The organism is Phocaeicola plebeius DSM 17135, assembly GCF_000187895.1.
Taxonomy (GTDB): Bacteria; Bacteroidota; Bacteroidia; order Bacteroidales; family Bacteroidaceae; genus Phocaeicola; species Phocaeicola plebeius.
This window is the reverse complement of sequence record NZ_DS990134.1, coordinates 642,491-656,970: the sequence shown is the minus strand read 5'-3', so window position 1 is coordinate 656,970 and position 14,480 is coordinate 642,491. Positions and strand designations below refer to the sequence as shown.

Here is a 14,480-nt window from a genome sequence, read left to right as displayed (position 1 = left end):
AACTCGTTACATTTCATAGGACAAACTACACAATACCTACAAATAGGTATTTATACATAGTCTAAATTACCCATATTTGGCGATTGCCCCACCCGGACAATCGCCTTAATTTTGCACACAGAAAATTAGTCCTGAACAAAAAATACGAGTTACAGTAAATGAGAAATTTATCTTTTTCGCGGGGAAGCGAAAATTTGAAGTGGGGTGTACTTTTTATATTATTGGGTGCTTGTGTCTTATCTCTTTCTGCACAAGGCCGTTCGTTACTATCTGGGAGGGTTCTTTCTTCGGACAAGAGTGTCATTGACTTCGCCACGGTGTACCTGAAAGGTACGCAATATGGCTGCACAACCAACGAAAAAGGCTTGTATCATCTGAAAGCACCCGCCGGGAAATACACACTGACCGTTTCCGCCATCGGGTTTGAAACTGTAGAAAAAGAAGTGGAAATCCTGGCAGACGGACGTAGCAAACAAAATGTAATCTTGAAGCCGTCAGTCACCGAGCTGGATGAAGTCGTAGTCGTTTCCAACGGAGTCGGACGTATCAAGCGCTCGGCCTTTAATGCCGTAGCTGTAGATACGCGTGAATTGCAGAACTCTACCAAAAACTTGAGTGAAGCGTTGCAGAAGCTTCCGGGAATGAAACTGCGCGAGTCTGGAGGTGTGGGCTCGGACATGCAGCTGATGCTCGACGGCTTCAGCGGCAAGCATGTAAAAGTATTTATCGACGGGGTGCCACAAGAAGGGGCAGGAACAGCTTTCGACCTGAATAACATCCCGGTCAACTTTGCCGAGCGCATTGAGGTATATAAAGGTGTGGTACCCGTAGGGTTCGGTACCGATGCATTAGGTGGAGTTATCAACATTGTAACCAACAAACAGAAACGCAACTGGTTTCTGGATGCGTCATACTCATACGGTTCGTTCAACACACATAAATCGTATGTAAACTTCGGGCAGAGTTTCAGAAACGGACTGACATACGAAATCAATGCGTATCAGAATTACTCAGACAATAATTACTATATCAATAACTGGGTGGAAGAGTTCAACCACGAAAACAATACGTCTGTCAGCGATGAAAGTAATATACAGCGTGTAAAACGATTCAATGATACATTCCACAACGAAGCGGTCATCGGAAAAATCGGAGTTACCGGGAAAAGCTGGGCCGACCGGCTGATGTTTAATGTGGCCTACTCGCATTTCTACAAAGAAATACAGAACGGAGTGTACCAGGAAATCGTATTCGGCAAGAAACATCGTCATGGCTATTCCATCGTTCCTTCGGTAGAATATCGCAAGCAGAATCTTTTCACCAAAGGACTGGACGTGACGGTTACGGCCAATTACAACCACAACCTGACGACAAACGTGGATACAGCGATGTACAAATACAACTGGCTGGGTGACCGTATCCCCAGATCGACTGCCGGCGAACAGAACCACCAGTTCAGTGAACAAATCAATACAAACTGGAATACCACACTTACTGCGGTATACCGACTGGGCAGAATGCACTCGTTTACGTTTAATAATGTATTCAGTACTTTTCGTCGTACAGGACGAAGTCTGATTGAGAAAAATTCCGTACTGGAAGATTATGATGAACCTACCAAAAGCCGAAAGAATATTGCAGGGTTATCTTATCGCCTGATGCCTTCTGAAAAATGGAATCTGTCGGTCTTCGGCAAGCACTACAACTCTTACAGTGAAGGAACGGTGCAGTTGAGCGACAACAATGTAGGAAGTGATACGAGGGTGTCACAAAGTGTCAGCTCTTTCGGATATGGAGCCGCCGGAACCTATTTCTTAGGAAAAGCCATTCAGTTGAAGCTCTCTTACGAAAAGGCGCTACGCATGCCCAGCACACAGGAATTGTTTGGTGACGGTGACCTTGAAGCAGGAAAAGCTGACTTGAAACCGGAGCGTAGTGACAACGTGAACCTGAGTGCCAGCTACAACAAGCAGTTAGGCAAACACGGATTGTATGTGGAAGGAGGAGTCATTTACCGTAACACCCAAGACTACATCAAACGTGACCTGTCGACCGTAGGAGGTACCAGCTATGGAAGCTACACCAATCATGGCCGGGTAGAGACAAAAGGATTCAATGTGTCTTTGCGATACAGTTACAGCAACTGGTTCAATATGGGAGGTACGTTCAACAACCTTGACACCCGCGACAAGGAAAAGAAACGGGCAGCAAGCAGCGGACAGAATGCACTGACATACGGACAGCGTATCCCGAACATTCCTTACCAGTATGCAAACGTAGACATGAACTTCTACTGGCATAACCTGTTTGCGAAAGGGAATACCCTCACATTCGGATGGGATTGTTTCTACCAGCATGACTTCCCTTTGTATTGGGAAAACTTTGGTGACCCGTCTACTAAGATTCGGGTACCGCAGCAGATTTCGCACAATCTCTCTTTAGGGTACAGCATCCGAAACGGACGTTACAACATTTCATTTGAATGCCGGAATCTCACCGATGAGAAACTGTATGACAACTTTAGTCTGCAAAAAGCCGGACGGGCATTTTATGGAAAATTTCGAGTGTATTTTGGAAAGTAATAAACCAATAAAAATATAAATACAAGTATATGAATAAAAAGAACTTTATGTTAGGACTGGGCGCTTTCTGCATGGGAGGCCTGTTCATGGGGTGTCAGAACGAAGAAAATGACCCAACCTTCAGCAATCACAACAACTTCAAAGGAAACTACGTCATTCCGGTTACCGCAGGAGGTACTTCCTATCTGCTTACGGCCGAAAGTCTGGACGAAGGCAAAATCTCAGTCATTGAAAACGGGAAAGAATTTCAGGACCAGATTTCTTACTGGATTTTCTACGACCAGAATTATTTTTTCGGAATCAAATATAACGACGGCTCACAAGGCACCGGAGGATGTTACTATCTGGATGCCAACAATGTGCCGCAGAAAAAATACACTTATACATTCAACCGTTTTACGACCTACGGCACATGGGGTGACAATGTGATTACCGTATCGACCGGAGACACCAAGCAGACGGACAGTCAGGGTAATGCGGCACAAGGTTTTTTATTTAACTACTTGAATGCGAAAGATGGCACTACCAGTACCAACCAACAGGATATTTTGGCCGAGAACTTTTTAGGAAATGGTGAAAAGGTAACTATGGCCGGATTTGTGGAAGCCAACGGAAAGCTCTACACCTCTATTATTCCCATGGGTATGAGTCACTATGGAGTGAACACCTGGCCCGACAAAGTGTTGAGTCAAGACTATGTAGCAACCGGTACCGGCGGCTCAGGAAGCGGTAAATATACTGCCGGACAGATTCCTTCTACCCAATATCCGGATAATGCTTATATTGCCATTTACAGCGGCAGCAACTTTGATGAAGAACCGGTTATTGCGACAACAGACAAGATTGGTTTTGCCTGCGGACGCATGCGTTCTCAGTACTATCAGACCATTTGGAGCGACGATGACGGAAACTTGTATGTATTTTCAGGAGGATATGGACGTACGGCTACCCAGCCTGCGGCTGATGCCAACTTAAAGGCAAAGGTACAAGGTACACTTCCTTCTGGTGTCGTGCGCATCCCTGCCGGAAGTACTGCCTTCGATGAGTATTATTGCAACTTGGAAACGATGAGCGGTGCGAGCGGCCATCCGTTGTTCCGCTGCTGGCACGTAGGTGGCGATTATTTCCTGCTCAATAATTACGGATGCAGCATTGAAGAGGTAGCCACACTGGGAACCAATGCACCTAAAAATGAACTAGTGATATTCAAAGCCAGCGAAAAGAAGCTGATTCCTATTACAGGATTGCCTGACATGAACCTGATTTCTTCTTTCGGAAATTCTCCTTATCTGGAAAATCAGTATTTTTATATTCCGGTACTGACCACCGAAGAAGGTGCTACTCCCACATTCTATAAAATCAATCCTCAAACAGGAGAAGCTGTAAAAGGACTGGAAGTGGAAGCCGATGAAATTACAACAGTAGGTAAAATTGCATTAACTCAACAATAACATTTAGAAATGAGAAAATTATTCGGGAAAATACACCTCTGGCTTTCTATCCCAGTAGGAATTATTCTTTCCATTATTTGTTTCTCGGGAGCTACACTGGTATTCGAAAAGGAAATCACTCAGGCATGTAAGCCCCATTTATATAAGGTAAGCGTTCCGGAAGGGAACGCTGCCGCTCTTCCACCTTCACAACTGATTGCACGCATAAAGGAGCAGACCGCCGATTCACTCAAGCTAACCTCACTGCAATATTCGGGAAAAGTCGATGAGGCAGCTACGGTAACTTTCAAAAACGCAGGCAGAAAAAGTCTGAGTGTGAATCCGTACACGGGAGAGGTGAACGGATGGATAGAAGGAAACGCTTTTTTTCAAACCATGCGGAAACTGCATCGCTGGCTGCTGAACCCTCCACCGCAGAAAGGAGCTTCCTCTGTAGGGAAAATGATAGTCGGCATCTCCACCCTGCTGATGGTCATGATTCTTGTCAGTGGCCTTGTTATCTGGTGGCCCCGAACTCGAAAAGCGTTAAATAACCGGCTGAAGGTTTCATGCCGCAAAGGATGGCGCCGTTTCTGGTATGACAGCCATGTAGCTTTGGGCTTTTATTCTACCCTCTTCCTGCTGATTATGGCACTTACCGGGCTCACTTGGTCGTTTGGCTGGTATCGCTCGTTTGCTTACGGGCTTTTTGGAGGAAACACTTCGAAGCAGGCCCAAACTCACGGGACTTCTCTCCCACAAAAAGAAAACGATGCACGTGCCAAGAAAGGAGGTAAGAAACAAACCGATTATACGGCTTGGGACAAAGCAATCCAGGAAGTACAGGCAAAATACAGCGGCTACACTTCGCTCCGTATAGAAGAGAAAAAGATACAAGTTATCCAAGGACAGCAATTACGCCGTACGGATACTCTGAAATTCAACCCGAAAAGCGGAGAGATTACAGAAACCACAACCTATGCGGAAGTGCCTCGCGCACAGAAACTGAAAGGCTGGTTCTATGCCTTCCACACCGGAAGCTGGGGAGGTATCTATACAAAGGTACTCTATTTCCTAGCTGCTTTTATCGGAGGCGTACTTCCACTCAGCGGGTATTATTTATGGTTGAAGAAGAAACAAAAAGCTACAAGGTAAGTTTGGCCAAATAGTCATAATGACTGCCTTCCTTCACCAGCTCTGCTTTGAATCCATATTGAGAAGCATACAGACTCAGTGTGTTGAAATCCACATACAACCAGTCGAATGCTTCTCCTTTTATTTGTTTATATTGCATCTGGAAATCCAGTTGACCGTAATAATCGCCCGCCAAATCAACGACAAAACTTCCGTCTTCCTCTTCAAACAAGTATCTCAAATCGCTTGAATCCATTAAGATACAACCACCAGGATTCAACAACAACTTCATCCGCTGAAAGAAATCACCGAAATTCTCTACCCGCCCGATAATTCCCGAGCCGTTCATCAGCATCAGAATGGTATCGAAGCGTTCAACGAAATGTGTGTCGAACAGATTGACCAGACGGGCATCCAGTCCACGCGCCTGCATAACTTCTACCGACAAAGGAGAAATATCAATAGCCACAGACTCTTTTCCCATTTGCTTTAAAGCCAAGGAATGACAGCCACTGCCTGCTCCTACATCTAAAATCTTTCCCTGAGCCATATCCAATGCAGTCTGTTCCAGCAAGGGCATGTGTTCATACGTACGGAATAATTCACTCACTGGAATTTCATCTTCCTCAAACTGCGAAGAAAAAACTCTTAACTTTCCAGCCTTTCCATTCTTGAAGTAATCGTATATGGCAGCTCCCATCGGATCCTTTTCTGCCTGTAGCCATGTGGTCTTCATGATTCTTTGTCTCTGTAATTAACGTGCACAAAAATACAAAATAAAATTCACAATGGTTATTTATTCATTATATTCATGCATTTTTCAGAATAAACACACAAAAAAGTAAGAATTTATGCATGATATTCAAAATATATCCGTATTTTTGCAGCCGTAAAAGAATAATTATACAATGAAGAACAAGAATAGCAGACTTGATTCAATCAAAATGATTATCTCCAGCAAGGAGATTGGAAGTCAGGACGAACTCTTGCAGGAGTTGACAAAAGAAGGATTCCAATTGACACAAGCCACCCTGTCGCGCGACTTGAAACAACTGAAGGTAGCCAAAGCTGCCAGCATGAACGGAAACTATGTATATGTACTACCCAACAATACCATGTACAAGCGCATGACAGAGCCGCAAAAAGCCAGCGAAATGCTCCGTCACAACGGCTTTATCTCCATTGAATTCTCCCACAACATCGCTGTAATCAAGACTCGTCCGGGATATGCCAGCAGCCTGGCATACGACATTGATATGCACAATTTTCATGAAATCATCGGTACCATTGCCGGCGACGACACCATCATGCTGGTGATCCGCGAAAATTGCACACGAACAGAAGTCAAGCATGCACTTGCCAACATTATCCCGAATATAAACCAACTCTAACTGATAAGAACAAAAAATGGAATCTACTAAACAAATTGATGTAATGGTAGCCGACGCCTCACACGAGGTTTATGTTGACACAATATTGGACACGATTAGAGAAGCAGCCAAAGTTCGCGGTACGGGTATTGCCGAACGTACACACGAATACGTAGCTACCAAGATGAAAGAAGGAAAAGCCATCATCGCACTGTGCGGAGATGATTTTGCCGGATTTACTTACATCGAATCATGGGGAAACAAGCAGTACGTAGCTACTTCCGGACTGATTGTTCATCCGAAATACAGAGGATGCGGACTGGCTAAGCGTATCAAGCATGCCTCTTTTACTTTGGCTCGTCTGCGATGGCCGAAAGCCAAAATCTTCAGTTTGACTTCAGGAGCTGCGGTCATGAAAATGAATACGGAACTGGGATATGTACCTGTCACTTTCAACGAGTTGACCGACGATGACTCATTCTGGAAAGGATGTGAAGGATGTATCAACCACGAAATCCTGATGGCGAAAAACCGTAAATTCTGTATCTGTACAGCCATGCTTTACGATCCGGCTTTGCACACAGATGATAAAATAAACAATTTCTAAATACAAAAATAATCTCAAGCGAGGTTTTCTCCTGAACTCATACAGGCGAAAAGCTTCACGATATAAAGATAAGCACCATGGAAGAAAAGAAAAAAGTTGTCGTTGCTTTCAGCGGCGGATTGGACACATCCTTTACCGTAATGTATCTGGCAAAGGAAAAAGGATATGAAGTATATGCAGCATGTGCCAATACCGGTGGTTTCAGCCCGGAACAGTTAAAAAAGAACGAAGAAAATGCGTATAAACTGGGAGCTGTGAAATATGTGACTCTTGACGTAACACAGGAATACTACGAAAAGAGCCTGAAATACATGGTATTCGGAAACGTACTGCGTAACGGTACTTACCCTATTTCTGTAAGTTCTGAACGTATCTTTCAGGCATTGGCCATTGCCCGTTATGCCAACGAAATCGGAGCTCATGCCATTGCTCACGGTTCTACTGGTGCCGGCAACGACCAGGTGCGTTTTGACATGACTTTCCTGGTAATGGCTCCGGGAGTGGAAATCATTACCCTGACACGTGACATGGCATTGAGCCGTGAATATGAAATCAATTACCTGAAGGAAAATGGTTTTGAAGCAGATTTCACTAAACTGAAATACTCATACAACGTAGGTATTTGGGGAACTTCTATCTGCGGTGGTGAAATTCTGGATTCTGCACAGGGATTGCCGGAAAGCGCTTACCTGAAACAGGTAACCAAAACAGGCAGCGAACAACTGAAACTGGAATTCAAGAAAGGTGAGTTGTATGCTGTAAACGGTGAAGTGTTCGACGACAAAATTAAGGCCATCCAGAAAGTAGAAGAGATTGGTGCAGCCTACGGTATCGGTCGTGATATGCATGTGGGTGATACGATTATCGGTATCAAAGGCCGTGTAGGATTCGAAGCTGCTGCTCCGATGCTGATTATCGGTGCTCACCGCTTCCTGGAAAAATATACCCTGAGTAAATGGCAGCAATACTGGAAAGACCAGGTAGCCAACTGGTACGGAATGTTCCTTCACGAAAGCCAGTACCTGGAACCGGTAATGCGCGACATCGAAGCCATGCTGACCGAATCACAGCGTAACGTCAATGGTACAGCTATTCTGGAACTTCGCCCATACGGATTCTCTACTGTAGGAGTTGAATCGAAAGATGACCTTGTGAAGAACAAGTTCGGCGAGTACGGAGAAATGCAGAAAGGATGGACTGCAGAAGACGCTAAAGGGTTCATCAAGGTGTTGTCTACTCCGCTTCGTGCCTATTATGCAAACCATAAAGACGAAGCTGACGTATGATAAAAGCAGGAATTATAGGAGGCGCAGGATATACGGCAGGCGAACTGATTCGCCTGCTGCTTAATCATCCGGATGTAGAGATTGCATTTATCAACAGCTCCAGCAATGCGGGTAACAAGATTACTGACGTACACGAAGGCCTGTATGGAGAAACCGATTTAGTGTTTACAGATGAGCTTCCGCTCGATACCATCGATGTATTGTTCTTCTGTACAGCTCATGGCGATACAAAGAAATTCATGGAAAGTCACAATGTACCGGAAGATTTGAAAATCATCGACCTGTCCATGGACTACCGCATCAAATCGGACGACCATGACTTTGTATATGGTCTGCCAGAACTGAATCGCCGCACTATCTGCCAAAGCAAACACGTGGCTAACCCGGGATGCTTTGCTACATGTATCCAGCTCGGACTTCTGCCATTGGCCAAGCATTTGCTGTTGAACGACGACGTGATGGTAAACGCCATTACCGGAAGTACCGGAGCAGGTGTAAAACCAGGTGCTACGAGTCATTTCAGCTGGCGCAATAACAACCTCAGCATCTATAAACCGTTCTCACACCAGCATGTGCCAGAAATCAAACAGTCACTGAAACAGCTGCAGAACAGTTTCCATTCAGAAATCGATTTCATTCCTTACCGAGGTGACTTTGCCCGTGGTATTTTTGCCACTATCGTAGTAAAGACCAAGGTAGAGTTGGAAGAGATTGTGAAAATGTACGAAGAGTACTATGCAGAAGATTCTTTCACCCACATCGTGGACAAGAATATCGACCTGAAGCAGGTAGTCAACACCAACAAATGCTTGATTCATCTGGAGAAACATGGCGACAAGCTGCTTATCATTTCTTGCATTGATAATCTGCTGAAAGGAGCCAGCGGTCAGGCTGTACACAATATGAACCTGATGTTCAATCTGGAAGAAACAGTAGGACTGAAACTGAAACCGAGCGCATTTTAATTAATGAATAATGAATAATGAAAATGAATAACCAGGCAGGACTCCTTGATTGCTGCTTTTAATTATTCATTCTTAATTCTTAATTATATGAAGTTATTCGACGTATATCCTTTGTTCGATGTAAACATCGTAAAAGGGAAAGGCTGCCACGTATGGGACGACAAAGGTCAGGAATACCTTGACCTCTATGGAGGACATGCCGTTATCTCCATCGGTCACGCACATCCCCATTATGTGGAAACCATCAGCAAACAAGTAGCTACATTGGGATTCTATTCCAACTCTGTAATCAACAAATTACAGCAGGAAGTAGCCGACCGTCTGGGAGCCATCAGCGGTTATGATGACTATCAGCTTTTCTTAATCAACTCTGGAGCAGAAGCCAATGAAAATGCATTGAAACTGGCATCTTTCTATAACGGACGTACACGTGTGATTTCTTTCGCCAAAGCTTTCCACGGACGTACTTCACTGGCAGTAGAAGTAACTAACAATCCAAAAATCATTGCTCCGATCAATGACAACGGACACGTGACATACCTGCCACTAAACGACACAGAAGCGCTGAAAGCCGAACTGGCCAAAGGCGATGTATGTGCAGTCATCATTGAAGGCATCCAGGGCGTAGGAGGAATTCAGCTCCCTACTACAGAGTTCATGAGAGCCATTCGCCAGGCGTGTGACGAAACCAATACCGTCATGATTCTGGATGAAATCCAGTCGGGTTACGGAAGAAGCGGTAAATTCTTTGCTCACCAATACAATGAGGTACGCCCTGACATGATTACCGTAGCTAAAGGCATTGGCAACGGATTCCCGATGGCCGGTGTACTGATTAGTCCGAAGTTCACTCCGGTATATGGTCAGTTAGGAACCACTTTCGGTGGAAACCATTTGGCATGTGCGGCAGCTATCGCTGTACTTGATGTGATGAAAGAAGAAAATCTGGTTGAAAATGCCGCAAAAGTAGGTGCTCACTTATTGGAAGAATTGAAAGGCTTCAAAGGTATCAAAGAAGTACGCGGTCGCGGCTTGATGATTGGAATGGAATTTGAAGAACCCATCAAAGAACTCCGCCAGAAACTACTTTTCGAAGAAAAAGTATTTACCGGAGTCAGCGGCACCAACGTCATCCGTTTGCTTCCGCCGCTCTGCCTGAGCATGAACGACGCAGATGAATTCCTGACTCGCTTACATAGGCTTATCAAATAATAAAAACGTATCACGTTTTTACATTTACGCCTTGATGCATTTCTACATCAAGGCGTTTTTTGTTATCCTTCTTATTACCCATAAGTTTTCTCCATTAAAGGAGATTTTATTTTTCCGGTTCAGGAGAAACGTTCCAGAATCTCCATACACATACGACCGTTATGATAAGGGCATTTCCAGAAGCCAGCCTTATCATCCTTCATATTGATGGTACCATCCGCATACAAACTCCAATGCCATTCACCATGCACCTTATCCACTAATTTCGTTTGAATAAAGTTCCAGCATCGCAACGCGATTTGCAATGCTTCTTCATCGCCAAAATACTGAAAAAGATTCACATGCCCTACCACATTTTCAGCTTGAACCCACCAGTGCAGCTCACGGTCAATTTTTCCTTTGCTGACAAAATTCTCGTAAATCATACTGCCATCCGGATTCAGCCCCTCATCTGCCGCCTCAGCAATTTTCACAATAGCCGGTTCCACTTTTTTCAACAAATCCTGTTCACCTACCACCAGTGCCGCCTCATGTATCAACCACGAAGCTTCAATATCATGTCCGTAGGATATTATCTGATACTTATTGGTCCAGTCATCTTCAAAGAACAGATTCAGGTGATACGTTTCGGCATCCAATATCTTCTCTAAAAATAAATTGACCAGATTGACAATCTGCTTCTTCAGACGTTCATCTTTCCATACACGATAAAGATTTGTATAAGGCTCCAGAATATGCAAGTGTGTATTCATTGTCTTCTTCTCATTCTCGTCCTTATCACTCAAACGCATATCTTCTATCGGACGCCAGTCGCGCGTCAAAGCTTCCAGGTAGCCATTCTTTTCCGCATCAAAACTATATTTTTCAATTACCTCAAACAACCGGCAAGCATAATCCAAGGCTTCCGCATCTCCCGTCGCACGTGCGTACTCACTCAACCCGTAAATGGCAAAGCCAATGGCATAAATCTGCTTCTTGGTATCAAGTGGATTCCCTTCACAATCCAGTTCCCAATAAATACCTCCATACTCCGTGTCATAGAAATAATCAATCAAATAACGTTTGGCACGTGTAGCCGTTTCCAGATACTCCTCTTTATGAAGCAGACGGTATGCAGCTGAGAAAGTCCACAAGATACGTGCATTCAGGATAGCTCCCTTTGATGCAGACGTATCCAATACATCCTCTCCGGTAATACGACCATAAAATCCACCATGTTCACAGTCGGTCATCTTTTTCATCCAAAACGGAAGTATATTCTGTTCCAGTTCTGCCTTCACCTCCGTGCAGAGCTTATTTATCTTCTCATTCTTCATCTTTTGATTCTCTCTTTAAGTTTAACTGTTCCATTATACCTTTCATCTTCTGTTCTCCTAACGGATAGAAGACAATAAAAACTATCGAAATAAATGCAGCTGCTGCCGGAAGTAAACTTAGGAACATTTTGATGCCATGGATGGTTTCTTCACTCTGTACGGCATTAGCTTGAAAACCGAAGAAAGACAACAACCATCCGGTCACCGCTGTACCAATGGCCCATCCAAACTTCTGGCTCATGGATGAAGCACTAAATATCAATCCCGTAGCACGGTTTCCCGTTTTCAGTTCGGAAAAATCGGCACAATCGGCATACATTGACCAAAGCAACGGGAAAATACTACCGGCACATACACTTATCAAGCATTGAAATACAAAAATCAATGTCAAATCCTCCTTGTCAAACCAGAAAAATATCACACTCAAAATCGAAGCAATCAGCATGGAAAGTGCAAAAGTCTTTTTCTTTCCAATCTTATTACTCATAGGAGCTGCCAGGACTACACCTACAATATTCGCAATCTGCCCCACAGAAAGATACAAACCGCTCAACACAAAAGACACCCCCATCAGTGAAACAGTACGATATTCATCTTCTACAATAAAATACTTGAAGTAATACACCGCTGCTCCGTCACGAATAGAATTAAATACCAATGTCGCTACTCCAGCTCCAAACAAAATCCACCAAGGCTTATTATGAAACAAATCCCTAATATCCTCCTTCAAAGAAGTTTTCTTCTCATTAATCGGCTTTACTCGTTCTCTTGTCCAGGCAAAGCAACCTAAAAACAGCAGGGCACACATCACTCCAATTACCACCACGGCCATGAACCAGCCAAACTGCTGGTCACTCAACTCCTTGCTATGCCCGCTAAACCAGTTCACCATTGGCATGAACAACAACAGAGCAATAAAACTACCCAAGTAAGCAAACATCATACGATAGGTAGACAACGTATTCCGCTCCGATGGGTTAGGACTCATCACTCCCAATAATGAAGCATAAGGTACGTTAATGCCAGAATATACCATCATCATCAACGAATAAGTGATATACGCATACACCAATTTCCCTGCATCACCGAAAGGAGGTGTATAAAAAGTAAGTACCCCTATCAAACCAAACGGAACTGCAAGATATAGCAGATACGGACGAAACTTCCCCCATCGACTAGAAGTACGGTCGGCAATTACCCCCACAATCGGGTCGAACACTGAATCCCAGATACGTGTCACCAAAAACATGGTACCCACCATTGCCGCCGGTAGTCCGAACACATCCGTATAGAATATCATCAAATAGGCTCCAAACAGCTTCCAGAACATGGAGGAAGCCATATCCCCAAATCCGTAGCCAATCTTTTCCGTGAGTTTTATCATAGCAGTACTTACTTTTTTATTATTTCATCAATTTCAGGTTCTTATCAATCAATTGTTTCAGTGTTTCTACCGAAGCTGTAGTAGTCAAGCCATCCTGTGGCGTATTCATACAATAATCTACCAACTTATCAATTGTAGAAACGGCCACATGCATACGTGTATCGGAGGAAGCATAATAAATGAACACCTTTCCATCTTCATCTGCAATCCAGCCATTGGTAAACAGCACATTCGATACGTCCCCAACACGTTCCTCCCCTTCCGGAGCCATGAAATAACCACCCGGAGCAGCAATCAACTTACTGGGGTCTTCCAATGAAGTCATATACATGTAAAGCACATAGCGCAAGCCGGCCGCACAACCACGCACACCATGTGCCAGGTGTAACCATCCTTTGGGAGTCTTGATAGGATGAGGACCTTCACCGTTCTTCACTTCTTTAATCGTATGATAATAGCGGCAGTCGATAATCTTTTCTTCGGTCACTTCCGCATGCGTAATATCGTCTACCAAAGCCCAGCCGATACCTCCACCACTTCCAGCATCAATGAATCCATCTTGCGGACGAGTATAAAAAGCATATTTTCCATTCACAAACTCCGGATGCAGCACTACGTTACGCTGCTGGCTTTTCGACTTCAAGTCCGGCAGACGTTCCCAGGTTTTCAGATCTTTTGTACGGGCAATAGCTGCCGTAGCTGTAGCTGAAGACAAATCACCGGCGGGTGCATTATCGTCATGACGTTCTGCACAGAAAATACCATAAATCCAGCCGTCTTCATGTGCTGTCAGACGCATATCATAAATATTTGTAGCCGGAATCACATCGTCAGGCATGGTAATAGGATAATCCCAAAAACGGAAATTATCTACTCCATTCGGACTTTCAGCCACCGCAAAAAACGATTTACGATCGGCCCCTTCCACACGTACTACCAATAAATACTTTCCATTCCACTTGATAGCTCCTGAATTCATGGTTGCATTCATTCCGATACGCTCCATCAAGTAGGGATTGGTTTTCTCATCCAAGTCATAACGCCAGAAAATCGGCGTATGAGCTGCAGTTACTACCGGATATTTATAACGAGTGTACACACCATTGGTGGTTTCAACAGGCTCATTTTTCCGAGTAATCAACTCTTCATGCTGAGCAAATAAATTCTTGACTTTTTCTTCAAAGGTAATCATAT

General features: G+C 44.2%; 12 protein-coding genes. 8 read left to right on the top strand and 4 right to left on the bottom strand.

Annotation, left to right across the window (positions count from 1 at the left end; all coding sequences use genetic code 11):
- Positions 1–158 precede the first annotated feature (158 nt).
- From BACPLE_RS17460 to BACPLE_RS17450, 3 genes are read left to right on the top strand one after another with little or no spacing between them, the layout of a single operon-like run.
- Positions 159–2,582 carry a TonB-dependent receptor gene (locus BACPLE_RS17460; RefSeq protein WP_007564391.1) on the top strand — a complete coding sequence of 808 codons (2,424 nt, stop codon included), beginning with the start codon at positions 159–161 and terminating at the stop codon, positions 2,580–2,582.
- Positions 2,583–2,611: 29 nt separating this feature from the next.
- A complete protein-coding gene (locus BACPLE_RS17455) occupies positions 2,612–4,033 on the top strand; it encodes a DUF4374 domain-containing protein (RefSeq protein WP_007564389.1) in 1,422 nt (473 codons plus the stop codon).
- A 9-nt stretch (positions 4,034–4,042) separates the two neighbouring features.
- The gene (locus BACPLE_RS17450; RefSeq protein WP_007564387.1) at positions 4,043–5,167 is read left to right on the top strand and encodes a PepSY-associated TM helix domain-containing protein; all 1,125 of its coding nucleotides are present in this window, start codon (positions 4,043–4,045) and stop codon (positions 5,165–5,167) included.
- On the opposite strand, the gene BACPLE_RS17445 is transcribed toward BACPLE_RS17450, so the two are convergent.
- A complete protein-coding gene (locus tag BACPLE_RS17445) occupies positions 5,157–5,882 on the bottom strand; it encodes a class I SAM-dependent methyltransferase (protein WP_007564385.1) in 726 nt (241 codons plus the stop codon). The two genes, BACPLE_RS17450 and BACPLE_RS17445, sit on opposite strands and share 11 nt — an antisense overlap.
- 172 nt (positions 5,883–6,054) lie before the next feature.
- Between BACPLE_RS17445 and argR the strand changes: the two genes are divergently transcribed.
- The 5 genes from argR (at position 6,055) to BACPLE_RS17420 (ending at position 10,586) form a co-directional block, all read left to right on the top strand.
- Positions 6,055–6,537 carry an arginine repressor gene (gene argR / locus BACPLE_RS17440; protein WP_007564383.1) on the top strand — a complete coding sequence of 161 codons (483 nt, stop codon included), beginning with the start codon at positions 6,055–6,057 and terminating at the stop codon, positions 6,535–6,537.
- A 16-nt stretch (positions 6,538–6,553) separates the two neighbouring features.
- Complete coding sequence (locus BACPLE_RS17435; protein ID WP_007564381.1) at positions 6,554–7,123, top strand: GNAT family N-acetyltransferase; 570 nt, start codon at positions 6,554–6,556, stop codon at positions 7,121–7,123.
- A gap of 77 nt (positions 7,124–7,200) precedes the next feature.
- Positions 7,201–8,409 carry an argininosuccinate synthase gene (locus BACPLE_RS17430; protein WP_007564380.1) on the top strand — a complete coding sequence of 403 codons (1,209 nt, stop codon included), beginning with the start codon at positions 7,201–7,203 and terminating at the stop codon, positions 8,407–8,409.
- On the top strand, positions 8,406–9,374 hold the full coding sequence (argC, locus tag BACPLE_RS17425; protein WP_007564378.1) for an N-acetyl-gamma-glutamyl-phosphate reductase: 969 nt from the start codon (positions 8,406–8,408) through the stop codon (positions 9,372–9,374). The genes BACPLE_RS17430 and argC overlap by 4 nt, the downstream gene beginning before the upstream one ends.
- Positions 9,375–9,461: 87 nt before the next feature.
- Positions 9,462–10,586 carry an aspartate aminotransferase family protein gene (locus tag BACPLE_RS17420; protein ID WP_007564376.1) on the top strand — a complete coding sequence of 375 codons (1,125 nt, stop codon included), beginning with the start codon at positions 9,462–9,464 and terminating at the stop codon, positions 10,584–10,586.
- Positions 10,587–10,705: 119 nt separating this feature from the next.
- Here the strand turns inward: BACPLE_RS17420 and BACPLE_RS17415 are convergent, their stop codons facing one another.
- From BACPLE_RS17415 to BACPLE_RS17405, 3 genes are read right to left on the bottom strand one after another with little or no spacing between them, the layout of a single operon-like run.
- Complete coding sequence (locus BACPLE_RS17415) at positions 10,706–11,902, bottom strand: AGE family epimerase/isomerase (RefSeq protein WP_007564374.1); 1,197 nt, start codon at positions 11,900–11,902, stop codon at positions 10,706–10,708.
- Positions 11,892–13,286 carry an MFS transporter gene (locus BACPLE_RS17410; protein ID WP_007564373.1) on the bottom strand — a complete coding sequence of 465 codons (1,395 nt, stop codon included), beginning with the start codon at positions 13,284–13,286 and terminating at the stop codon, positions 11,892–11,894. Before BACPLE_RS17410 ends, BACPLE_RS17415 begins: the two co-directional genes overlap by 11 nt.
- A 19-nt stretch (positions 13,287–13,305) precedes the next feature.
- Complete coding sequence (locus tag BACPLE_RS17405; protein WP_007564371.1) at positions 13,306–14,478, bottom strand: glycoside hydrolase family 130 protein; 1,173 nt, start codon at positions 14,476–14,478, stop codon at positions 13,306–13,308.
- Between the last annotated feature and the right edge of the window lie 2 nt (positions 14,479–14,480).

Coding starts and splice junctions, on each gene's coding strand:
- BACPLE_RS17460 (WP_007564391.1), top strand. CDS start 159: ATGAGAAATTTATCTTTTTCGCGGGGAAGCGAAAATTTGAAGTGGGGT.
- BACPLE_RS17455 (WP_007564389.1), top strand. CDS start 2,612: ATGAATAAAAAGAACTTTATGTTAGGACTGGGCGCTTTCTGCATGGGA.
- BACPLE_RS17450 (WP_007564387.1), top strand. CDS start 4,043: ATGAGAAAATTATTCGGGAAAATACACCTCTGGCTTTCTATCCCAGTA.
- BACPLE_RS17445 (WP_007564385.1), bottom strand. CDS start 5,882: ATGAAGACCACATGGCTACAGGCAGAAAAGGATCCGATGGGAGCTGCC.
- argR (WP_007564383.1), top strand. CDS start 6,055: ATGAAGAACAAGAATAGCAGACTTGATTCAATCAAAATGATTATCTCC.
- BACPLE_RS17435 (WP_007564381.1), top strand. CDS start 6,554: ATGGAATCTACTAAACAAATTGATGTAATGGTAGCCGACGCCTCACAC.
- BACPLE_RS17430 (WP_007564380.1), top strand. CDS start 7,201: ATGGAAGAAAAGAAAAAAGTTGTCGTTGCTTTCAGCGGCGGATTGGAC.
- argC (WP_007564378.1), top strand. CDS start 8,406: ATGATAAAAGCAGGAATTATAGGAGGCGCAGGATATACGGCAGGCGAA.
- BACPLE_RS17420 (WP_007564376.1), top strand. CDS start 9,462: ATGAAGTTATTCGACGTATATCCTTTGTTCGATGTAAACATCGTAAAA.
- BACPLE_RS17415 (WP_007564374.1), bottom strand. CDS start 11,902: ATGAAGAATGAGAAGATAAATAAGCTCTGCACGGAGGTGAAGGCAGAA.
- BACPLE_RS17410 (WP_007564373.1), bottom strand. CDS start 13,286: ATGATAAAACTCACGGAAAAGATTGGCTACGGATTTGGGGATATGGCT.
- BACPLE_RS17405 (WP_007564371.1), bottom strand. CDS start 14,478: ATGATTACCTTTGAAGAAAAAGTCAAGAATTTATTTGCTCAGCATGAA.